Origin of the sequence: Devosia sp. 1635, assembly GCF_013185955.1 — a bacterium.
Classification (GTDB): domain Bacteria; phylum Pseudomonadota; class Alphaproteobacteria; order Rhizobiales; family Devosiaceae; genus Devosia.
Genome location: NZ_JABAOM010000002.1, coordinates 531,582 through 553,441, shown reverse-complemented (window position 1 = coordinate 553,441; position 21,860 = coordinate 531,582). Strand labels below are relative to the sequence as shown.

The window sequence follows — 21,860 nt, the reverse complement described above, 5'->3', positions numbered from 1 at the left end:
CCTTTGCGGGCTAGCTGGCCGACGCGGCCTGGGGCTGTTCGCCCCCGGTGCCGTCGGGCCCTTCAAGGAGCGTCACCTGAGCGCCTTCGCTCAGCTGCAGCACGCCTTCGGTGATGATGGCGTCGCCCGGCTCCAGATCGGCCCGGACCAAAACGCCGTCACTGTTGCGCTGGACGATTTCGGCAGACACACGCACGGCGCGGCCCTCGACATATTTCCAGACATAAGAGCCCTCGGTGGACCACAGGATCGCCAGCGGATTGACGGCTGGATAGGTTTCGCCGGGGAAGCGCAGGGCCACCTGGAAAGACATGCCGGGGCGGAGGGTGCCGTCCTCATTGGGAATTTCAGCCTGGACCTGGAGCGTGCGGCTGGCGGGATCGACGCGATTGTCGAGGGCGCTGATCTCGCCTTCAAAAGTGCGGCCCGGCACGGCGAGGGCGGATACGGTGATGGGCGTTCCTGGCTGGACGATGCTGGTGTAGCGCTCGGGCACCCAGAAATCGACGCGCACCGACGCGATGTCATCAATGGTGGTGACGGTGGTTTGCGCGCCGACATAATTGCCGGGGGTGACCTGGATCAATCCGACCGTGCCGCTGATTGGGCTGGTGATAGTGCGGCGGGCGAGGGCCAGTTCGGCATTGCGCACCTCGAGGTCGGCATTGGCGGCGGCGAGCTGGGCGGCGGTGAGGGCGGTGTTGGCCACGACATTGGAGCTGGCGAGCCCTTCGGTGCGGGCAAGGGTCGCAGCGGCATCATCGGCGGCGAGGCGGGCGCGGTCGAGGGCAAGCTGTTCGGCATCGGCTTCGAGGCGGGCGATGACGTCGCCGGCTGCCACTTCCTGGCCGGGCGCGACCAGAACTTCGGTCAGCGTGCCGCCGGCGGAGGAAACCACGGTGACCGAGCGCACGGCGGTGCCTTCGCCGATGGCGCTGAGGGTGTCGTTAATGGTGGCGAGGGTGACCCCGGTGGTCACGACATTGGTTTGGCGACTGGCGCCGCGCGGGCCACCTGGGCCGCGCCCGCCCGGACCTGAACCAGGGTTTGCGCCAGGGCCGGCCGCGGGTCCACGGGGAGCGCCATCAGGGGCGCCAGGAGCGCCGCCCGGGCGCCCGGCTGGAGGGGCATTGGCAACTTCCTGGGTGGAGCCAAAGGGCAGGGCGATGCCGTAGGAGGCCAGGGTTTGTGTAGCGCCGGGGGCGAAAAAGACCCATGCCAGGGCCGCAGCGGCTAAAATGATCACCGATGCCAGAAGCTGCCGTATCAAGCTGATTTAATCCCATTCACCTAATGCGCGCGAAGGAGCCGCAGCGCTGTCGGTTGCAGCATATCAGCCTTGGTCCCCCCTGCGCACGTTACAATGCCGTTAATTAACCATGCACCGCCGTTTCAGGCGATCGGAGCATCGGGATTGGCGCCCCATTCGGTCCAGGAGCCGTCATAAACCGACACATCCTTGGCGCCGGCGACCTCAAGCGCGAGCGCAAGGGCAGAGGCGGTGATGCCCGAGCCACAGGTGGTGATGATGGGGCGGCTGAGATCGATGCGGCGCTCGGCGAAAAGCTGTCGCAGCTCGTCAGGCGAGCGCATGGCACCCGCTTCGGTCAAAAGGCTCGCGGGCACATTGATGCTGCCGGGAATGCGGCCACCGCGCAGGCCCGGGCGCGGCTCGGGCACTTCGGCGTTGAAGCGAGCGGCGGGGCGGGCATCAAGGATCTGCGCTTCACGGTCGCGGCTGCGGGCGAGCACGGTGCCGAAATCGGTGACGCGGTCGGGATCGAGCCGCACTTGGAACCATTGCGGCTCGCGCTGCACGGGACCTGACTCGGTGGGGCGGCCCTCGGCGCGCCATTTGGGCGAGCCGCCCTCGAGCAGGAGCACGTTGGGCGCGCCCATGACCTTGAAGGTCCACCAGACGCGGGGGGCAGTGGCCATGCCGAGCTGGTCGTAGACCACGATGGTCATGGTATCGGCGATGCCGAGCTCACCCACGGCGCCGGCAAAGGCGGCAGGGGCGGGCAGCATATGGGGCAGGTCGGTGTCCTTGTCGGCGATCGCGTCGATGTCGAAGAACACCGCGCCCGGCAGATGGGACTCCAGATACTCGGCGTGCGGATCGCGCACGGAGCCGGGCATGTGCCAGGAGCCATCCACGATCACCAGATCGGGATCGCCGAGACGGTCGGCCAGCCAGTCGGTTGAAACAAAGTGATTATCCATGATCCGACTCCTTGCGCATTGCGCGCCACCATGGCGCGGGCGCCCGCGCGCGTCAAACCGGCGCGAGACAGTTCGGGCGGGGAAGGGGTGGCATTCTTGTCAAAAAGCAGGGCCGGGGCAAATTAACCTGGCCGCTGCTTGACAGTGTAGGGGGCCTCTGGTTGTCTCGTGGCAAGAAGGCTTTAGGAGAAGTGTTGGGTCAACCAGCGAGCTAAAGCATTGAGGTGGAATGCTGGCAGCGCCGCCCGGATCGAGGCGCGTGTGTTGGCCGGGTTCTTCCTCGTCGCATGTTTCATTCGGGAGGATACCAATGAAGATCAACAAGCTGATGGCCGGTCTGCTGGCGAGCGTCACCCTGGTGGCGAGCGCCGCGCAAGCGGCCGAGCTGTCCATTGTTTCGGGGGACACCGGCACGGGGCTGGCATTCCTGCAGACCCAGCTGGACCTGTTTGCCGAGCAGACCGGGCACACCGTCACCATCGTGCCCATGCCGTCATCGACCTCGGACCAGTTCGGCCAGTATCGGCTGTGGCTGGCGGCGGGCAATGCCGATATCGACGTGTATACCACCGACGTGATCTGGGCGCCGCAGCTGGCGGACCAGTTCCTCGACCTCAGCGAAGCGGCTGCCGATGTGATCGGGGCGCATTTCCCCTCGATCATCGAATCCCAGACCGTGGACGGCAAGCTCGTAGCCATGCCCGGCTATACCGACGCGCCAGCCCTGTATTACCGCACCGACCTGCTGGAAAAATACGGCAAGGAAGTGCCCGGCACCTGGGCCGAGCTCAAGGCGACCGCCCAGGAAGTGATGGATGGCGAGCGTGCGGCGGGGAACCCCGACATGTTCGGCTTCGTCTTCCAGGGCAATGCCTATGAAGGGCTGACCTGCAACGCGCTGGAATGGGTCAAATCCTATGGCGGCGGGCAGGTGGTTGAGGCCGACGGCACCATTTCCATCAACAACGAGCAGGCGGTCGCGGCGCTCGAGGAAGCGGCCAGCTGGATCGGCACGATCTCGCCCGAAGGCAATCTCGCTTATGGCGAAGAAGAAAGCCGCGGCGTCTGGCAGCTGGGCAATGCAGTGTTCATGCGCAACTGGCCCTATGCTTATGCGCTGGGCAATGGCTCGGACTCCAGCATTGCCGGCAAGTTCGACGTGGCGCCCCTGCCAGCAGGCGATGGCGCCGAGGCGCGGTCGGCCGCAACGCTGGGTGGCTGGAATTATGCCGTATCCAAATATTCCCAGGATCCCGATGCGGCCATCGAGCTGGCCTTGTTCCTGAGCTCGCCCGAAGTGCAAAAAGCGCGGGCGATCAACCAGACGCAATTGCCCACGATCGAAGCCCTTTATGACGATGCCGAAATCGCCGAGGCCGCGCCGATCGTGCCGAACTGGAAGGAAATCTTCCAGAATGCGGTGCCGCGTCCATCGGCCCCGACCAAGGCGGATTACAACCAGGTCTCCTCGCTGTTCTGGAGCGCTGTGCATGACACGCTTTCGGGCAATGGCTCGGCGGCGGAGAACCTCGAAGTGCTGGAACTCGATCTGACCGACCTCAAGGGCAGCGGCTGGTAAGCCAGAAGTCGGGCCCTCGTCAGCTCGGGCGGACGGCACGCTAGCCGCCCGCCTCCAGCCGGGGGCAAATAACGGGGGAGGAGCAGCAAATGGCTACCGAAACCCTGGCGGCGCCAGTCCCCGCAGCCAGACCCAAGGCCCAGTCCCAGCTGATGCAGCAGCGCCTGCGGGCGGCGCGCTGGTTCCTGTTGCCGATGATGGCGGCGCTGGCGGTGGTGGCCGGCTGGCCGCTGCTTCGCTCGATCTATTTTTCCTTCACCGACGCTTCGCTCAACGACCTTTATGGGGCCGAATGGGTGGGGTTCAGCAATTATCTGCAGATCCGCACGCTCGAAAGCGGGCGCACGATTTACCGTGGCCTGCTGGTGGATCCGGCCTGGTGGAACGCCGTCTGGAACACCGTTCGTTTCGCTGTCATTTCGGTGTCCGCCGAGGCGGTGCTGGGCATGCTGGTGGCGCTGGTGCTCAATGCCGAGTTCAAGGGCCGCGGCATTGTGCGGGCGGCCATCCTGATCCCCTGGGCGATCCCGACCATTGTTTCGGCCCGCATGTGGGGCTGGATGCTGAACGACCAGTTCGGCATCATCAACGATCTCGGCATGAAGCTGGGCCTGTTGAGCCAGAAAGTGGCCTGGACGGCGTCACCCGAAACGGCGATGACCGCGGTGCTGATCGTCGATATCTGGAAAACGACGCCGTTTATGGCGCTGCTGATCCTGGCGGGCTTGCAGATGATTCCGCGCGACATCTATGAGGCGGCCGAAATCGACGGCGTGCATCCGGTCAAGCAGTTCTTCCGGATCACGCTGCCGCTGGTCCGGCCAGCGCTGATGGTGGCGATCATCTTCCGCATTCTCGATGCGCTGCGCATCTTCGATCTGATCTATGTGCTGACGCCCAATAGCGCGGCCACCAAGACCATGTCGGTGCTGGCGCGCGAGAACCTCTTCGACTTCGACAATTTTGCCTATGGCTCGGCGCAGTCGACATTCCTGTTCGTGCTCATCGTGCTGTTCACCATCCTTTATATCTGGCTGGGACGGGTCAATTTCGATGGGGGAGATCGCTGATGGCCGCTGCTACCATCCATCCCTGGAAGCTGATCAAGCGGGTGCTGTTCTACCTGCTGGTCCTCGTGATCGTCGTCGTCTCGGTGTTCCCGTTCTATTACGCGATCCTGACCAGTTTCAAATCGGGCACGGATATTTTCCGGGTCAGCTATTGGCCGACCTCGTTCAGCCTGCAGAACTACCAATCGGTGCTGACCTCAGGCAGCTTTCCGCGCAATCTGCTCAACTCGATCTTTGTCGCGACCGTCACCGTGTTGCTGGCGCTGTTTCTGGCTGTGACGGCGGCCTATGCGCTGAGCCGCGTGCGGTTCCGGGGCCGTAGCTTATTGCTGATGACGATCCTCGCCGTCTCGATGTTTCCCCAGATCGCGGTGCTGGCCGGGCTGTTCGAGGTGATCCGCAGCCTTGGGATCTACAACACCCCCTGGGCGCTGATCTTTTCCTACACGATCTTCACGCTGCCCTTTACCGTCTGGGTACTGACCACCTTCATGCGCGACCTGCCGGTGGAGATCGAGGAAGCGGCGATCGTTGATGGCGCCACCCCCTGGGTGATCATCACCCGCGTCTTCCTGCCGCTGATGTGGCCGGCGCTGGTGACGACGGGGCTCCTGGCCTTCATCAGCGCCTGGAATGAGTTCCTGTTCGCGTTGACCTTCACCTCATCCAACAATACCCGCACTGTTCCGGTGGCGATTGCGCTGCTCTCGGGTGGCTCGCAGTTCGAAACGCCCTGGGGGCTGATCATGGCCGCTTCGGTGATCGTGACGGTGCCGCTGGTGGTGCTGGTGCTGATTTTCCAGCGCAAGATCGTCAGCGGGCTCACCGCCGGCGGCGTCAAAGGCTAACCCCGATGTTCATTCAGGTGAGGCCGGGCTGCAAATGCCAATTCGCTGCGCTTCCGGTCCTCACGTACAAAATGTACGCTCCGGTTCGGTACTCGCTTGTCGGCATTTTCGCCTCGACCTGACCCGAATGACCAATCGGTTTTCAAAGGAACCGCAACATGGCTAGCATCGAGCTTCGCAATATCCGCAAGGCCTTTGGCGTGGTGGAGGTGATCAAGGGCGTCGACCTGCAGGTGCGCTCGGGCGAGTTCATGGTGTTTGTCGGGCCCTCGGGCTGCGGCAAATCTACCTTGCTGCGGCTGATCTGCGGGCTCGAGGACATTACCTCGGGCGAGATGCTGTTTGATGGCGAGGTGGTCAACGCGCTGGCCCCATCGAAGCGCGGCATCGCCATGGTGTTCCAGTCCTATGCGCTTTATCCGCATATGACGGTCTACGAGAACATGGCCTTCGGGCTGACGCTGGAAAAGGGCAAGGGCAAGGAAGAGATCCGCCAGCGGGTGGAGCGGGCCGCCGATATGCTGCAGATCCGGCCCTATCTCGACCGGCTGCCCAAACAGCTGTCGGGCGGGCAGCGCCAGCGCGTAGCCATCGGGCGGGCGATCACGCGCGATCCGCGGGTGTTCCTGTTCGACGAGCCGCTCTCGAACCTCGATGCGGCGCTGCGCGTGGCGACGCGTATCGAGATCGCCAAGCTGCACGAAGAGATGAACGACGTCACCATGATCTATGTGACCCATGATCAGGTGGAAGCGATGACGCTGGCCGACCGCATCTGCGTGCTGCGCGACGGGATGATCGAGCAGGTGGGCACGCCGATGGAGCTCTATGAGCGGCCAGATTCCATGTTCGTCGCCGGGTTTATCGGTTCGCCGAAGATGAACTTCCTCTCCGGGGAACTGGCGGCGCCCTTTGGCGCCAAGACTGTGGGCATCCGGGGCGAACACATCATCATCAAGCCCAGCGAGGGGCTGTGGACCGGCAAGGTGATCCATACGGAAAACCTGGGTGCCGACAGCTATGTTTATCTCGAAATGGGCACCGAAGAGCCCGTAGTGGTGCGGCTCGATGGCAACAACAGCTACCATTCGGGCGAGACGGTGCATATCAGTCCGATGGACGATAAAATCCACCGCTTTGATGGCGCCGGCAAACCGATCCGCTAAAGAGCGCGCGCCTGCGCTGACCGACGCAGGCGCGCGCAACGGGAGATTGCGCCAAGCGTTGGGCTTGCGGGAGGCGCCCTGGCGTTGCTTTCCCGGTTCGATGACCCGAGTGGCGGCGCTGGATTCCAGACGAACCGCCTGTTCAGCGGAGGTCGGGCCGGCCCAACCACCCGTACAAGAGCTATCCATAGGAGACGACCATGCCGATCCGTACCCTGGTCTGGGGCGAAAATGTCCATGAGCAAAAGAACAAGATCGTCGCGGACAATTACCCCGAGGGCATGCACAACCAGATCGCCAAGCTCCTCGCCAGCGACAGCAATATCTCGACCAAGACCGCGACCCTGCAGGACCCCGAGCATGGCTGCAGCGAAGCGGCATTGGCCGAGACCGATGTGCTGATCTGGTGGGGACACGCCGCCCATGGCCAGGTCGAGGACGAGGTGGTCGAGCGGATCGCCCAGCGCGTCTGGGAAGGCATGGGGCTGATCGTGCTCCATTCCGGGCATTTCTCAAAAATCTTCAAGCGGCTGATGGGATCGCCCTGCGGCCTCTCCTGGCGCGAAGCGGGCGAGCGCGAGCGGCTGTGGGTCACCAATCCCGGCCACCCCATCGCCAAGGGACTGCCGCCGTTCTTCGAGCTCGAAATGGAAGAAATGTATGGCGAGCCGTTCTCGGTGCCCGAGCCGCTCGAAACGGTGTTCGTGTCCTGGTTCCAGGGTGGGGAAGTGTTCCGCTCGGGGCTGACCTATCGGCGTGGCGCGGGCAATATCTTCTATTTCCGCCCGGGCCACGAAACCTATCCGACCTATCACGACGATACGGTGGGGCTGGTGCTGCGCAATGCGGTGAACTGGGCCTATAATGCCAACAGCTATCCGCAGTTGCTCACCGCGCCCAACCGACCGGTCGACGAAGCGCCCGAACAGATCGAGGAGCGCGGGCCCAAGCTGCATCATGGGCGCGAAGAAGGGTTTCGCTAGGCCCGGTAAGCCCAGCGCAGTGAACATTCCCGATCTTGCAAGTGCGGCTTCCATTGCGCATCTAGTGGCGCGAACAGGGGGACCGAAATGGGCATTATCTGGAGTATTTTCGTTGGGTTCTTTGCGGGGCTGATCGCGCGCTGGATCACGCCGGGCGATCACAAGCCATCCGGCTTTATCCTCACTACGGTGCTGGGCATTGTCGGCTCACTGGTGGCGACATTCCTGGGGCAGCAGATCGGGCTCTACGACGCCAATGATGGGGCGGGGTTTATCGGGGCGGTGGTTGGCGCGGTGATCGTGCTGCTGGTTTGGAGCCAGTTGGCCCGGCGGGCTTAATCCGTTGCAACCAACAAAAAAAGGCGCCCCTCGGGGCGCCTTTCGTATTTCGGGGCGGCCACTATTTGATGACGGTGATGCGGCCATCGGTATAGGGCGTGTATTCGCCGCCGAGCTTGGCAATGTATTCGGCTACGACCTGCTCGAGCGGGGGACCGAAATCATAGGCGTTGTCGCCGCCGGCAAAGCTGGCAAAGCCGTCGCCGCCGCCGCGCACATAGTTGTTGGTGACGATCTTGTAGGTGGCCTCCTCGTTGATCGGGACCCAGTTCTCGCCATCCTTGACCATGACATCGCTGACCCGGCTGGCCACGGGCTGAGAGATATCGAAGGCGTATTTGAGCCCGGCGACCTGAGCGAAGCGGCCCGCGCCGTTCTCGACGTCACTGACCCCGTTTTCGAGAGCCTCGATCACATCGGCGCCGGTGATGTCGACCGTGGCGAGCGTGTTGGAGAAGGGGAGCACGGTGATCACCTCACCCATGGTGATTTCGCCGGCGTCAATGGAAGCACGCACGCCACCGCCATTCTGGAAGGCGATTGTGGCGCCCTGGTCGGCGACACGGTCGAGAATGGCGTCAGCCAGCAAATTGCCCATCGCGCATTCCATGGCCCGGCAAACTTCACGCGAGCCTTCGATTGGCGCGGTGGCGGTGCCGATCACCTCGCCCATGGCTTCCTCGATCGGGCCGGCCAGTGCGGTCAGTTGGGTGGCGAAGTCCTCGTTCCCATCGACGGAAGCATCGATCAGGAAGGGCTCGCCTTCGGCTGATATCACCTCGCCCTGGTCGTTCCAGGTGACAGCGAGATTGCCGAGATACTTGCCGTATTGATTGGCCTGAACCACGGGCACTTCCACGCCCATGGGGTTGTTGACCAGGGTGGGGTAGGGGCCAGCCGCGCCTTCGGCGGTGTTGGACAGCAGGGTGTGGGAGTGGCCCCCGACAATGACGTCGACGAGGGGCAGGGCGGCGGCAACCTGCTGGTCGAGCGTATAGCCGATATGGCTGAGGAGGATGATCTTGTTTACACCAGCCGCATCAAGGGCTTCGGAGGCGCCCCGCACATACTGAATCACGTCGGTGAACTCGACATCGGCGCCGGGTGAAGCGATCTCAGGGGTGTCTTCGGTGGTGGCGCCAATGATGCCGATGCGCTCGCCGCCAACATCGAGAACGATGGAGCCCTTGATCTTGCCCCGCAGGTCCTCGGAGCGGGTCACGTCGAAATTGCCGCCGATGATGGGAAACTCGGCGGCGGCGATGAAGGTGGAAAATTCTTCGGGGCCGTCGTCGAACTCATGGTTGCCGGTAGCAACCACGTCGAAATTCATCTGGTTGAAGAAGTCGGAAACGACCTTGGATTTGTAGGTGGTGTAATAGACCGAGCCCTGGAAGTTGTCGCCAGCCGAAAGCAGCAGCGAGTTGCCACCGGCCGCGTCGATGTCGGAGCGCGTGGTATCGATGATGGACTTCAGGCGGGCGATACCGCCAAAGCACTCGCCGGCCGCATCGGTTTCGGCGTCGCAATCGGAGTCTGAATCCGTGATCGGCTCGAAGCGCGAGTGGAAATCGTTGATGTGCAGGATGTTTAGCGTCCAATCGGCGTAGGCTGCGCCAGAAAATGTGGCGCAGAGGGTGAGCGCGCTGGCGCCCAAGAGCAGTTTCTTCATCCCTGTCATCCTTGATGCTTTCGACCGTGCTGTTGCAATGGCGCCTCAAGCGAGGCCGGACCACCTCAGGGAAGTTAATCAGGTCTTTATGACAGGTGGAAGTGGTTCACTTCACTCTCCCTCATCATGGCCTGTATTGCCGTGATTTCTCGCTTTCCGCCGCCAAACTGGGCCGAAACACTGGAACAGCAGGGCAGGTTTTTCGAGGGGTGGCGTTGTGCTTTGCCGGTCCGTCTTCAACAGCATAGCTGGTGGTTTCTGGGCGATGGCGAGGCCAAATCGATCATGAAGGGCGGTCGGGCCGGGGTTCCATTCAGCGGTTTATGCGGTAATCTCCGCGCCCATTGATTTGCGGGGAATGCCATGCGAAGCGCATTGATTGTTTATGGCGGTTGGGCTGGGCACGATCCTGAGGAATGTGCTGCCATTTACCGCCGGTGGCTGCACGAAGATGGGTTTTCGGTGCGCATGGCGACCGAGACGAGCGCCTTTGCGGATCCGTCCATCCACGATCTGTCCTTGATCGTGCCGATCTTCACCATGAGCAAGATCGAAAAGGAGGAGGTGGAGAACCTCACCAAGGCCGTTCAAGGTGGGGTGGGCCTGGCGGGCCATCACGGGGGCATGAGCGATGCCTTTCGGGAGGCGGTGGAGTACCAATTCATGGTGGGCGGGCAGTGGGTCGCCCATCCCGGGAACATCATCGACTATACGGTTGACGTGACCAAGCCCGATGACCCGGTGATGGCCGGGATCAAGTCGTTCCCCTATACGTCCGAGCAGTATTACATGCATGTGGACCCCTCCAACGAGGTGCTCGCGACCACAACGTTCAGCGGCGAACACGCGCCCTGGATCGAAGGCGTCACCATGCCGGTGGTGTGGAAGCGGCACCATGGGCAGGGCCGGGTGTTCCACATGACGCTGGGGCATCGGGCCAAGGAATTCGAGAACAGCGACATGGCGACAATCATGCGCCGGGGCCTCAACTGGGCGGCTCGCGACGAAGAATAGCCGGGCCTCATCGCCGTGAGTTGACTTGAAACTGCGGTGCTGTTCGCTTCGTATCTTGATGGGTTCACAAGTGGAGCGGCAAGTGAGTGAGGCAGACACAAGGCGCCGCAGGAAGGCCGTGGGGCCCCTGGTTTACCGGCAGTCGCTGGCCACCCGCGTCACCCATTGGGTATGGGCAGTCTGCCTGTTCTTCCTGCTGCTGAGTGGGCTGCAGATCTTCAACGCGCATCCCACGCTTTATATCGGCGAGCAATCGGGCTTTGAATTCGACAATTCGGTGCTGGCGATCGGGGCGGTGAACAGCCCTGAGGGGCCGCGCGGGCAAACGCGGATTTTTGGCCAGACCTTTGATACGACGGGCGTGTTGGGCGCGTCGGGTTCGGCGGAAAGTCCTGTGTTAACCGCCTTCCCGGGCGCCGTGACCATTCCCAGCTATCGGGATTTGGGGACCGGCCGGGTGGTGCATTTCTTTTTCGGCTGGCTGTTTTTGGGCACGATGCTGGTCTGGTTCGTCGCCAGCCTCCTCCAGGGGCATTTACGCCGCAACATCGTGCCCGGGATTGCCGACCTCAAGGCGGCGCCAGGCGATCTCGTCGATCATGCCCGCTTTCGCCTCCACCATAATCGCAGTTATGGGCCGGTGCAAAAGATCACCTATTTTGTCGTGCTCTTCGTGCTGTTTCCCCTGATCGTGCTGACCGGGCTGACCATGAGCCCGGCGCTCAACGCTGCCTGGCCCTGGATGCTCGATCTGTTTGGCGGGAGGCAAACGGCGCGCACGATCCATTTTGGCGCCATGGTGCTGCTGGTGCTGTTCTTTGTGGTTCACCTCGTGATGGTGGTTGCGGCGGGGCCGTTCAACGAACTGCGCTCCATGGTTACCGGCTGGTACCGGATCAGCGCGGGTAATCCAAAGCTCAAAGGAGATCGACCGTGAGCCGCCTCCTGCTTTCCCGCCGTCGGTTCCTGCAGGGTTCGGCTGGGGCTGCCTCGGGGCTGATCCTAGCGGGGTGCGACCAGTTCGATTTCCTCGGGCAGCAAAACCATCCCGCCCGCAACTTCGTCGAACAAGCCAATGTGCTGACCTACCGGGCGCAGCGCCGCCTTGTTGGCGAGCAGACGCTAGCGCGCGAATATGCCGCCAGCGAAATCCGGCAGGGGCAGAAGCCCAATGGATCGACCCAGCCGACGACGCACGAATACAAAGCGTTGCAGGAGGGTAATTTCGCCGATTACCGGCTGCAGGTCACCGGGATGGTCGAGCAGCCCTTGAGCTTCTCGCTTAACGAGCTGCGCAATATGCCAGCCCGTTCGCAGATTACCCGGCATGATTGCGTCGAGGGCTGGAGCTGCATCGCCAAATGGACCGGTACGCCGTTGGGGCCGATCCTTGACGCCGCGCGCGTCCATCCTGACGCGCGGTTCTGCGTTTATCACTGCTTTGATAATATCGAGCGGGGCCTTTCGGGCGATGTCTTTTATTATGAGAGCTCGGACCTGGTAGACGCCCATCATCCGCAATCGATCCTGGCTTACGGCCTCAATGACCACGTGCTGCCGGTATCAAACGGCGCCCCGGTGCGGCTGCGGATCGAACGCGCACTGGGTTACAAACAGCCCAAATATCTGCACACGATCGAATTGGTGGCGGACCTGCAATCCTTTGGCCGGGGCAATGGTGGGTATTGGGAAGACTATGGCTATGACTGGTATGGCGGCATCTAACCCCGGCGGCGCAGGGCGGCCATGCAGCCGGAGAGACAATCGAAGCTTGCTATTTGCCCCCGGCTCCTCCACATAGGGTGCATCGTCACCCGCACGGTCTTGGACCGGGCAGCTATCAGTGGTGACGGACTTCTCTTCTTATCCTTGCGGTGAGCGGCGAAGTCAGCCCGGAAACAGTTTGTCCGGGTTCGAGCCAGCACCCGCGCGATACTTTCCTTTTATCGCCCGATTGCACCTGTTGACGCGCCACCTGCACTTTGCGGCTGGCGACCGGCGCGCTGCATTGTTCTGCGCGCCCGATGCGCTTCATCGGCGCAGAAAGTATGATTGAATTGAACGATTTTATTTCCCTCGGCCTGCCCGCAGTCCTGACTGACAGTCTGACCGCCGGCGGCTTCACCGAGCCCACCAAGATCCAACTCCAGGCCATTCCCAAGCTGCTGGCTGGCCGGGACATGGTCGGCATTGCCCAGACCGGTTCGGGCAAGACCGCAGCCTTTGGCCTGCCGATCCTGGCGGGGCTGTTGACGCTGACCGGCAAGGCGCGGCCGTTGACCGCCCGCGCGCTGATCCTGGCGCCGACCCGCGAATTGGCGGTGCAGATCGAAGAAAACATCCGCAAGTTTGCGGGCTCCAAGATGCAGCTCTCCACCGTTCTGGTGCTGGGCGGGGTGTCGCGTTACCACCAGGTCCAGAAGCTCGCCAAGGGCGTGGACGTGGTTGTCGCCACTCCCGGTCGCCTCAAGGACCTGATGGACGACGGCAAGATCAAGCTCAACGAAACGCGTTGGCTGGTGCTCGACGAGGCCGACCGGATGCTCGACATGGGCTTTATCGCCCCGGTCAAGCACATCGCCAAGGCCATTGGCACGCGCCGCCAGACCATGCTGTTCTCGGCGACCATGGCGCCTGAAGTTGCAGAGCTGGCCAAGGGCCTGCTGAACGATCCAGTGCGTGTTGATGCGCAGGTCGCCGGCTCGACCGTGGTCAAGATCGACCAGCGCGTGATCATGTCGGGCTCCAAGGCCAAGCGTGGCGTGCTCAACGAACTGCTCGCCAGCGAAACCGAGAATATGGAGCGCGTGATCATCTTCTCGCGCACCAAGCATGGTGCCGATCGGGTGGCAAAGAGCCTCGAGATCGACGGCCACAAGGCCGCGGCGATCCACGGCAACAAGTCGCAGAATGCGCGTCAGGCAGCCCTCAAGGGTTTTGCCACCGGCGAAGTGCGTATCCTGGTCGCAACCGACATCGCGGCCCGCGGCATCGACGTGCCCGGCATCACCCATGTGGTCAATTACGAACTGCCCGACGATCCGGAGAACTATGTTCACCGCATCGGCCGGACGGGCCGGAATGGCGCTTCAGGCATTGCCATTACCCTGTGTGACGGCACCGAGCGCGGCAAGCTGCGCGACGTTGAACGGCTGATCCGGCGCACGCTGCCGGTTTCGGGCGACCTGCACTTGGCCAATGACACCGGCGTCGTGGAAGCACCGCGCTCGGCTTATAAGCCAGCCGGTAATCGCCCCGGACCGCGCACGGCACGCAACCCCAAGCCGGCGCAGCAGGATCGTCGCTCGCCAGCCGAGCGCCGGCCATTCGCGGCCTTTGCGGAAGAAGGCAAGCCTGCCGCACGGACCCGGCCGCCTGCTGAAGCTGCACCACGCACCCGCCCGGAAGGGCAGGTCAACCGCGTGCGTCGTGATGGCGATACCGGCAAGCTGATCGGTGCCAAGGTGGATGGCAAGCCCAAGCAGCGCTGGGGCAAGCCCCAGAAGGAAGCCGGGCGGGCGCGTCGCGCCAACGGCTAAACGGAACAGAAAAGGGCGGCTCCTCGGAGCCGCCCTTTTTGCTTACGGGGTCGGTTCGCCACTTCAGGCGAGATAAAGGATGTCGCGCTTGGGCGTGCCCGAGGAAGCTCCCGCGGGGGAGAGGCGCTCAAGGAATGCCTTGGACCAGTCATCCACATTGTGTTTCTGAGCGGCAGCCATCAATGAGCGCCAACGGGTCTGACGCTCCTCCAGCGGCATGTCGAGGGCGAGGCGCAGCGCTTCGGCCGTTTCATCCGTATCGAAGGGGTTGACGAGGATGGCGTCCTCGAAGATCTCGGCCGCGCCGGCAAAGCGCGATAACACCAGGACGCCAGGGTCGGCTGGGTTTTGCGAGCCAATGAACTCGTGGGCGACAAGGTTCATGCCGTCGCGCAGGGGCGTGACCAGACCCACCCGCGCCAAGCGGTAGAAGCCTGCAAGGCTGGCTTGGCCATAGGCGCGTTTGACATAGGTCAGCGGCGCCCAGTCGGGTTCGGCAAAGCGGCCCATGACGCGGCCGCAGATGGCGTCGAGCGTGTCGCTGGTTTCCTGGTATTCCTTGATGGAGTCCCGGGAAGGGGGCGCGATCTGGAGCATATGGACGCGTCGGCGGAAGCGATTATTGTTCTCGAGCAGCTTTTCATAGGCCTCGACCCGCTGCGGCAAGCCCTTGGAATAATCAAGCCGATCGACGCCCAGGATCAATTGCTGTCCGACAAGGACGCGGTCCATGCGCTTGACCATCTTGTTGGCGGCGGGGCTTACGGCCATGCGCGAAAAAGCGGCGGGATCGGAGCCGATGGGGAAGGCGGCAACCTCGGTGCGGGCGAAATCAAACAGCTGCAGCGGGTCGCCCGAAAGATTGGTGTGGGTCATGTTCTCCACCGCCTCGGTGAAGGCGGCGACGTCGCGATTGGCCTGCATGCCCACTAGGTCATAGCGAGAGACGTCCCGCATCAAATCGAGATGATGGGGAATGGCATAAAGCGCGTCGGCAGTGGGGAAGGGGATGTGCAGATAAAAGCCCATGCGGTTGGTGGCGCCAAGGCTACGCAACTCGCTGGCGAGCGGGATCAGGTGGTAGTCGTGCACCCAAATCACGTCGTCTGGCTGCAGCAAGGGCAGCAGCGCCCGGGCGAATTGCTGGTTTACCCGGCGATAGCCCTCGTACCAGGTGGAATCGATATGCGCCAAGTCGAGGCGCAGATGGAAGCTGGGCCACAGGATGGAGTTGGAGAACCCGGCATAATAGGCCTGATGGTCGTCCCGGGTCAGATCGATGGTCGCAACCGAAAGCCCTTCAACATCCTCGAAGCGCGCTTGGACCGAGGGGGCGTCGGTCAATTTGCCAGACCAGCCGAACCAGAACCCTTCGCGCTCAGACAGGGTTTTGCGCAAGGCAACGGCAAGTCCGCCCGCGGCGGCTGATTTGCCCGGGGTCCGGTTGGAAACTACAATCAAGCGGCTCATTGCGACGGGTGCCCCCCTTCGTCTGGTCTCAGTGTGGGGGCAGGGCATCGCGCTCGCGCGCGACGATGTCTCCCAGCCCACGGATCAATGCATGCACCGATGCAACATTGGAAATGCGCATCCGCGCATGGGTGTCGCCTTCGCCCAACTTGATGCCGACGCCGCCCAGTTCCTGGGCCGCGATGAAGCCGTCCTCGTCGGTGACGTCATCGCCGATAAAGATCGGGGTGCGGCCGACAAAGGGCTCTTCCTGCATGAAGGCGCGCAAGGCGGTACCCTTGCTGATGCCCTTGGGGCGGGCTTCAAAGACCATTTTGCCGGCGATCAGCGCGAAATCGGTATAGCTGTTGACTGCTTCTTGCATGGCCTGGCGGCAGAGTTCTTCGAGCTCCGGGGCCTGGCGGAAGTGGAGGGCGACGGCGCCATCCTTGGCTTCGATCAGCAGTTCAGGGTGCGCCATAACGAGCGGCGTGACGGCCTGTGCGATGTGTTCGGCGCCCGAAAGGAGTTCTGAATCAATCTCTTCCATCGTGCCATCAGCGCGGCGGCGCTGGGTGCCATGAGCGCCGGCAACCGGGAGTTGCAGGGGAGAGAGGAACTTGTCTATGTCCTCAATCTCGCGACCCGTGATCACGGCAAAGGCGCTGTCGAGTTCGCGTGCGGCGCGCTGCAATTGATCGGGCAGGGACGCTGGAACATCAATGGAATCAGGGGTTGGCGCAATCTCAACCAGAGTGCCGTCGAAATCGGTGAAGATGGCGAGGCGCTGCGTCGTATGGGGCGCTGAATGATCGATCATGGACATGCCAGAAGCCTTCCGAGCTGTGGATGCAAGGCCAACGCGGTGGCAGGGGAATGGTTCGCTCGGGCAAGGCCGCCATGCGAAAACCACGAAGATGAACGTAGTCTTAACGGATCGTGAACGTGTTCATCAACCCTGCGATCAATTTCTTCGGGTGCGCGGGGGCAAGGTGCGCCTGCCGCGCCAGCTCAAACCGGGGCTGGCGCGCGCAGGCTCTTTTCGATCCGGGTGACAATGGGGTTGTAGCGGCTGCGCTCGTCTTCGGGGTAGCTGATCTCGAAGGCTGCGAAGGCCGAGCGGTCGCGGTTGAACAGGAACTTGGTATAGACCACGAGTTCCCGGCCGTTCTCGTCGGTGTCGTAGCCGGAAAGGACAAACCAGCTATTGCCGCTGGCCCGGTAGGTGATATTGTCGATCTGCCCGCTCGAGGCGACGGCTTCCTGCAACTGAGCGATGCTAAGGCCGTCAGTGTTGGGGGCGCCGAAAATGCTGAGCTGGCCCGAGCCATCGAGCGCATCAAAGGTGCGGATGCCTGAAGCATCGGCCGCGCCGTCCTGACCATAATGATCGAGCGGGACCTCGATGCGGTAGCCGAGGGCGGGATCCTCCAAGCGCGTCCAGCCGAGACCCGACTGGGCGGCGACGGGGCCGGCAAGAGCCAGGAAGGTGGCAGTGAGTAGCGCGGCGGGGAGGGAGGTCTTGTGCATTGCGGGATCCTCTTAACCAAGCATTCACCAACGCGGTGACCGCCCGGCCTGTTCCCGCCTAGCCAAGATCAGTGCCGTTCAGCTCGCCGCGACAACCTGCCAGGGGGTGGGGTAGAAATATTCCTCGAGATTGGGGCCGTCGCCGGCGCGATCGACCAGGAGGAAATCGGCAGCCTCGTCCAGCGGGGTCAGCACGCCATGCCAGGTGTTGATGGCGTAGTTGATGCCTTGACCGGGCGCGGTGAGGAAGGCCCGGGGGCGGCCGGGGGTGCCGTTTTCGTCGGGCGCGACGATCACAAGGAAGGGGCGGTTCGACAGCGGATGAAAGGCCTGGCTGCCAAAGGGATGGCGCTCGACCATGGCCAGGGTCAGGGGCAGGCTATAGGGCTGGCCGCGAGCAATGGAAATGATGGGGCGCGAACTGGGGCCGGCCAATTGCACCTGCGCCAGATCATGGAAGCGCTCGGTGTTGCCGTTGTTGATGGGAAAGTGCTGGGCGCCCTCGGTCTGGATCACCTGACCAAAGGGCGCGAAGGCCTCTGCCGTCAGCGGCTCGATGAAGATGGTGTTGTCGCTCATGGGCTTAAAAGCTCAGCTTGGCGTGGCGGTTGACGTCTTTGTAGAGCAGATAGCGGAAGCGCTCGGGGCCGGCGTAACAGGCCTGGGGGCAAAAGGCGCGCAGCCACATGAAGTCGCCTGCTTCCACCTCAACCCAATCGCGGTTGAGGCGATACACGGCCTTGCCCTCGAGCACGTAAAGGCCGTGCTCCATCACATGGGTTTCCTCGAAGGGAATAACGGCGCCGGGCTCGAGGGTGACGATGTTGACATGCATGTCGTGCCGAAGATCGGTGGGCTCGACAAAGCGGGTGGTGCCCCAGCGCTCCGAAGTTCCAGGCATCCAATGGATGGGCTGCTCGGTTTCGTTCGTGACAAAGGCGGTGGGCGCTTCGATGCCGGCGGCCGCCTCGTAGCGCTTGCGCACCCAATGAAAGCGCAGGGGGGCTGAACCCGGATTGCCGAGGGTCCAGCGACAGCCCGGAGGCAGGAAGGCGTAGCCGCCGGCGACGAGGGTGTGGGGCTGGCCTTCGATGGCAAGGCTCGCCTCGCCGGCAACCACGAACAGCACGCCTTCGGCTTCGGGATTGGGCTCGGGTTGCTCACTGCCGCCGCCGGGCGCCACTTCAACGATGTATTGCGAGAAGGTTTCGGCAAAGCCCGAGAGGGGCCGAGCGATGATCCAGCAGCGGGTATTGTGCCAATGAGGCAGGAAGCTGGTGACGATGTCGCGCATCACGCCTTTCGGGATCAGCGCATAGGCCTCGGTGAAGACGGCGCGGCCGGTGTGAAGGGCAGTCTGCGGCGGAAGGCCCGCAGCGGGGCTGGCATAGGATGGGGGCATGGACTCGGGTGCCGATGGTGAACGCTGGGCAAACACTAGAGCGTGTTTTGCCGCTCGGCCATGGGGAAGCGGCGGTGAGGAGCGGCAATTGTCACACTCGCTTTGCCGTGGTTGGCGCTTGGCGGTTTGTGCGGGCAGAGGCCCGCGTAAGGCGTGCGGCTTACGCAGTTCTCGCGGTGGCCTTTCCCTAATGGCTTGGTCCTAGCGCTGCAGAGGCCCGTGGCGCGCTGAGTTGAGCCCCGACCAAGAGCTAAGCTTCCGACTTCGCTACGCTTTTTCGTCCCGGACCCCAGCCGATCCATTGTCACGATCTAGATCGATAGCCGTATTCCAGTAGGCTCTTCTGGCTGGTTTGCCGTGATGGATCAGGCAAGCCACCTTCCTTGCGTATGCATTTTCCACGTTGGGCGGGGGCCGGGCAGTGGAACACACCTGCGGGGGGTAGCCATGAAACTGGCTCAGACGGTGGTCTATGGTTTAAAGGGGGCGACACGATCAGGGATCGGCTATCGCCTCAACCGGACGGCGAAATATGTGGCCGGATTATACTTCGATCTGTTTGTGCGCACCTATCGCAGCGAAGGCATGGTGTTCACCATTCCCGCTGCCTACACATCGCGCGAAATGCGCGGCAAATTCACTGTCGATACCTATGAGTATCCCGAGAGGACGCTGATCAAGCGCTATCTGCCGCACAATGCCTGCGTGCTGGAACTGGGGGCCTGTATCGGGGTGGTGTCCTGCGTCATCAACAGCCTGCTGGACAATCGGGACCTGCATGTCGCGGTGGAAGCCAATCCGCTGCTGATGCCGACGCTCGAAGCCAACAGGATGGCCAATGGCGCCCGGTTCCACGCGGTCAATGCCGTGGTGACGCGGCAGCCCAGCGCCATGATCAGCACCGATGCCGATATGGACAGCAACCAGGTGGTGGCGAGCGGCACGCCCGTGCCCACCACGACGGTGGAAGCGCTGGAAGCCGTAGCGGGAGAGGCGTTCAGCGCCCTCATCATGGACATTGAGGGGGGCGAATACGAGTTCTGCCGCGAAAATCCGATGCTGCTGCGCCAGATCGACGTGGCGATCATCGAGTTCCATCCGCTGGCGTTCGGGGAAGCGCGGCTGGGGGAATTATATCTGATGCTGGCTTCGGCGGGGCTGGAGCGGCGCGAGACGATTTTGACGGTGGAGTGCTGGTTGCGGGTGGAGGATTGAGGCTTTTGATGCGCGCTGCGTGGCGGGGTTTGCGTCGCGTCTCTGCGGTGGATCCTGGGTCAGCCCGGGCGCCGGAACCCCCACCCTCGATCCCTCCCCTCAAGGGGGAGGGAGGCGCTGGCTGTGCGGGCAGGGGACTCGCACCGTGAAGGGCTGGTGCAGGATGGAGTGACGTGGCCGTTTCCTCGACCCCCACCCCGGCCCTCCCCTCAAGGGGGAGGGAGGGCAGGAGCTGAGGGTTTGGGGCTTTGGCATTGAGACAGGTGCGGCTTTGGGCTTTCGCACCCCCACCCGGCCTCCACCGTTGAGGGGGAGGTGAAGAAAGAGGGCCTAGGGCAGGATGGCCTCGAGGCGGAGTTGGGCGATGCGTTCGACTTGGCGGCAGGCTGTGGTGAATTCGGCCTGGGCGCTGTTGTCGAGGCGCTGGCGGAAGGCGGCGAGGATGGTGGCCTTGGTGTTGTCGCGCACGGCGATGATGAAGGGGAAGCCGAATTTTTCCACATAGGCGGTGTTGAGGCGGGTGAATTCCGCCCGTTCGTCGTCGGTGAGGGCATCAAGGCCCGCGGAGGCCTGTTCGGCGGTGGAGGCCTCGGTGAGGCGCCTGGCGGCGGCGAGCTTGCCGGCCAGATCGGGATGGGCGCGCAGGACGGCGAGGCGTTCTTCATCGCTGGCGAGGCGGAACTGGGTGCGCAAAGCGAAATGCAGGCCCACCGCGGTGTCGTTGGCGGGGGCGAGTTCGCCATCCCAGGCGCGCTCGGCAATCCAGGGGGAATGCTCGAAGATCGAGCCGAAACGCTCGACGAATTCGGGTTTGGGCAGCTGGCTCGGAACCAGCGCCGGGGCCTGGTAGGGGTGCTCGCGCGCCCAGTGCTCGGCGATCTCCAAGCGAGTCGGGACCCAGACTTGGGGGAAGCTCTTGATGTAGTCGATGAACTTCTTGAGCCCCTGGAAGCGACCGGGCTGGCCGACGAGCCGGCAGTGCAGGCCAATCGACATCATCTTGGGTGAGCCGGCCTGGCCTTCGGCATAAAGGCAATCAAAGCTGTCCTTGAGGAACTGGAAATATTCCTCGCCATTGTCAAAGCCCGAAGCGGTGACAAAGCGCATGTCATTGGCCGAGAGCGTATAGGGAATGATGAGCTGCGGGCGGTTCTGGTGGACGCGCCAATAGGGCAGGTCGTCGTCATAGGTATCCGAGACATAGGCAAAGCCGCCTTCCTCGGAGACGAGATCGACCGTGTTGAGCGAGCAGCGCCCAGTATACCAGCCCAAGGGGCGGCTGCCGGTGGCGATGGTGTGAAGACGGATGGCCTCACGGATCTGCTCGCGCTCGAGCTCGGCGGGCATGTCCTTGTGCTCGACCCATTTAAGGCCGTGGCTCGCAATTTCCCAGCCGGCATCCTGCATGGCGGCAAGCTGGGCAGGGGCCCGCATCAAGGCGGTGGCGACGCCATAGATGGTGACGGGCAACTGGGCTTCGGTAAAGAGGCGGTGCAGGCGCCAGAAACCGGCGCGGGCGCCATATTCATACATGGACTCGATGTTCCAGTGGCGAAGGCCCGGCCAGGGGGCGGCGCCCACGACATCGGCGAGAAAGGCTTCCGAGCCCGCGTCACCATGCAGGATGTTGTTTTCGCCGCCTTCCTCGTAATTGAGCACGAACTGCACTGCGATATGGGCGCCGCCGGGCCAGTTGGCGTGGGGCGGGGTGGGGCCATAACCATGCATGTCGCGGGGGTAACGATTCATGAGAGAAGTTCCGGGCAAGTGTCGGGGCGAGACTAATGAGTCGCGGGCGTCGCACCAAGATGCACAAATTTGGACCAGCTGG

20 protein-coding genes are annotated in these 21,860 nt (G+C 63.0%); 11 read left to right on the top strand and 9 right to left on the bottom strand.

Annotated elements, in window-relative coordinates:
* Nucleotides 1–10 precede the first annotated feature (10 nt).
* Both HRU92_RS09565 and sseA read right to left on the bottom strand, forming a co-directional pair.
* Nucleotides 11–1,270, bottom strand: a complete 1,260-nt coding sequence (locus tag HRU92_RS09565; protein WP_210258560.1) for an efflux RND transporter periplasmic adaptor subunit — start codon at nt 1,268–1,270, stop codon at nt 11–13.
* Between the two features lie 122 nt (nt 1,271–1,392).
* Nucleotides 1,393–2,223, bottom strand: coding sequence for a 3-mercaptopyruvate sulfurtransferase (gene sseA, locus HRU92_RS09560; protein ID WP_172123898.1), 831 nt, complete (start codon nt 2,221–2,223; stop codon nt 1,393–1,395).
* A 328-nt stretch (nt 2,224–2,551) separates the two neighbouring features.
* On the opposite strand from sseA, the gene HRU92_RS09555 reads away from it, so the two are divergent.
* The 6 genes from HRU92_RS09555 (at nt 2,552) to HRU92_RS09530 (ending at nt 8,208) form a co-directional block, all read left to right on the top strand.
* Nucleotides 2,552–3,802 (top strand): ABC transporter substrate-binding protein, encoded by a 1,251-nt coding sequence (locus HRU92_RS09555; protein WP_172125090.1) that lies wholly within the window; start codon nt 2,552–2,554, stop codon nt 3,800–3,802.
* A gap of 152 nt (nt 3,803–3,954) precedes the next feature.
* Nucleotides 3,955–4,872 carry a sugar ABC transporter permease gene (locus HRU92_RS09550; protein WP_248307100.1) on the top strand — a complete coding sequence of 306 codons (918 nt, stop codon included), beginning with the start codon at nt 3,955–3,957 and terminating at the stop codon, nt 4,870–4,872.
* Entirely contained in the window at nt 4,872–5,720 is an 849-nt protein-coding gene (locus HRU92_RS09545; protein ID WP_127753778.1) for a carbohydrate ABC transporter permease, read from the top strand. Before HRU92_RS09550 ends, HRU92_RS09545 begins: the two co-directional genes overlap by 1 nt.
* Before the next feature lie 158 nt (nt 5,721–5,878).
* A complete protein-coding gene (locus HRU92_RS09540; RefSeq protein WP_172123894.1) occupies nt 5,879–6,886 on the top strand; it encodes an ABC transporter ATP-binding protein in 1,008 nt (335 codons plus the stop codon).
* A 200-nt stretch (nt 6,887–7,086) separates the two neighbouring features.
* On the top strand, nt 7,087–7,869 hold the full coding sequence (locus HRU92_RS09535; protein WP_172123892.1) for a ThuA domain-containing protein: 783 nt from the start codon (nt 7,087–7,089) through the stop codon (nt 7,867–7,869).
* An 87-nt stretch (nt 7,870–7,956) separates the two neighbouring features.
* Nucleotides 7,957–8,208 carry a GlsB/YeaQ/YmgE family stress response membrane protein gene (locus HRU92_RS09530; protein WP_127753775.1) on the top strand — a complete coding sequence of 84 codons (252 nt, stop codon included), beginning with the start codon at nt 7,957–7,959 and terminating at the stop codon, nt 8,206–8,208.
* Between the two features lie 61 nt (nt 8,209–8,269).
* Here HRU92_RS09530 and HRU92_RS09525 read toward each other — a convergent pair whose 3' ends face one another.
* Complete coding sequence (locus HRU92_RS09525) at nt 8,270–9,880, bottom strand: bifunctional metallophosphatase/5'-nucleotidase (RefSeq protein WP_172123890.1); 1,611 nt, start codon at nt 9,878–9,880, stop codon at nt 8,270–8,272.
* Nucleotides 9,881–10,243: 363 nt separating this feature from the next.
* On the opposite strand from HRU92_RS09525, the gene HRU92_RS09520 reads away from it, so the two are divergent.
* The 4 genes from HRU92_RS09520 (at nt 10,244) to HRU92_RS09505 (ending at nt 14,433) form a co-directional block, all read left to right on the top strand.
* On the top strand, nt 10,244–10,894 hold the full coding sequence (locus HRU92_RS09520) for a ThuA domain-containing protein (RefSeq protein ID WP_172123888.1): 651 nt from the start codon (nt 10,244–10,246) through the stop codon (nt 10,892–10,894).
* A gap of 118 nt (nt 10,895–11,012) precedes the next feature.
* Nucleotides 11,013–11,831, top strand: coding sequence for a cytochrome b/b6 domain-containing protein (locus tag HRU92_RS09515; protein ID WP_172125088.1), 819 nt, complete (start codon nt 11,013–11,015; stop codon nt 11,829–11,831).
* Nucleotides 11,828–12,619: a molybdopterin-dependent oxidoreductase gene (locus HRU92_RS09510; protein WP_173088083.1), complete on the top strand. Its 792-nt coding sequence runs from the start codon at nt 11,828–11,830 to the stop codon at nt 12,617–12,619. Before HRU92_RS09515 ends, HRU92_RS09510 begins: the two co-directional genes overlap by 4 nt.
* Before the next feature lie 323 nt (nt 12,620–12,942).
* Complete coding sequence (locus tag HRU92_RS09505) at nt 12,943–14,433, top strand: DEAD/DEAH box helicase (protein ID WP_248305105.1); 1,491 nt, start codon at nt 12,943–12,945, stop codon at nt 14,431–14,433.
* 63 nt (nt 14,434–14,496) lie between these two features.
* Here the strand turns inward: HRU92_RS09505 and HRU92_RS09500 are convergent, their stop codons facing one another.
* From HRU92_RS09500 to HRU92_RS09480, 5 genes are all read right to left on the bottom strand, one after another.
* Nucleotides 14,497–15,903, bottom strand: coding sequence for a trehalose-6-phosphate synthase (locus HRU92_RS09500; protein WP_127753769.1), 1,407 nt, complete (start codon nt 15,901–15,903; stop codon nt 14,497–14,499).
* Between the two features lie 28 nt (nt 15,904–15,931).
* Nucleotides 15,932–16,708, bottom strand: a complete 777-nt coding sequence (gene otsB / locus HRU92_RS09495) for a trehalose-phosphatase (protein ID WP_210258558.1) — start codon at nt 16,706–16,708, stop codon at nt 15,932–15,934.
* 185 nt (nt 16,709–16,893) lie between these two features.
* Nucleotides 16,894–17,412 (bottom strand): hypothetical protein, encoded by a 519-nt coding sequence (locus HRU92_RS09490; protein WP_172123884.1) that lies wholly within the window; start codon nt 17,410–17,412, stop codon nt 16,894–16,896.
* Nucleotides 17,413–17,490: 78 nt separating this feature from the next.
* Nucleotides 17,491–17,991 carry an ureidoglycolate lyase gene (locus tag HRU92_RS09485; RefSeq protein ID WP_172123882.1) on the bottom strand — a complete coding sequence of 167 codons (501 nt, stop codon included), beginning with the start codon at nt 17,989–17,991 and terminating at the stop codon, nt 17,491–17,493.
* Nucleotides 17,992–17,995: 4 nt separating this feature from the next.
* Nucleotides 17,996–18,814 (bottom strand): bifunctional allantoicase/(S)-ureidoglycine aminohydrolase, encoded by an 819-nt coding sequence (locus HRU92_RS09480; protein ID WP_172123880.1) that lies wholly within the window; start codon nt 18,812–18,814, stop codon nt 17,996–17,998.
* Nucleotides 18,815–19,261: 447 nt separating this feature from the next.
* Between HRU92_RS09480 and HRU92_RS09475 the strand changes: the two genes are divergently transcribed.
* Nucleotides 19,262–20,029: an FkbM family methyltransferase gene (locus HRU92_RS09475; RefSeq protein ID WP_173088081.1), complete on the top strand. Its 768-nt coding sequence runs from the start codon at nt 19,262–19,264 to the stop codon at nt 20,027–20,029.
* Nucleotides 20,030–20,359: 330 nt separating this feature from the next.
* Here the strand turns inward: HRU92_RS09475 and puuE are convergent, their stop codons facing one another.
* Nucleotides 20,360–21,778, bottom strand: coding sequence for an allantoinase PuuE (gene puuE / locus HRU92_RS09470; RefSeq protein WP_173088079.1), 1,419 nt, complete (start codon nt 21,776–21,778; stop codon nt 20,360–20,362).
* Between the last annotated feature and the right edge of the window lie 82 nt (nt 21,779–21,860).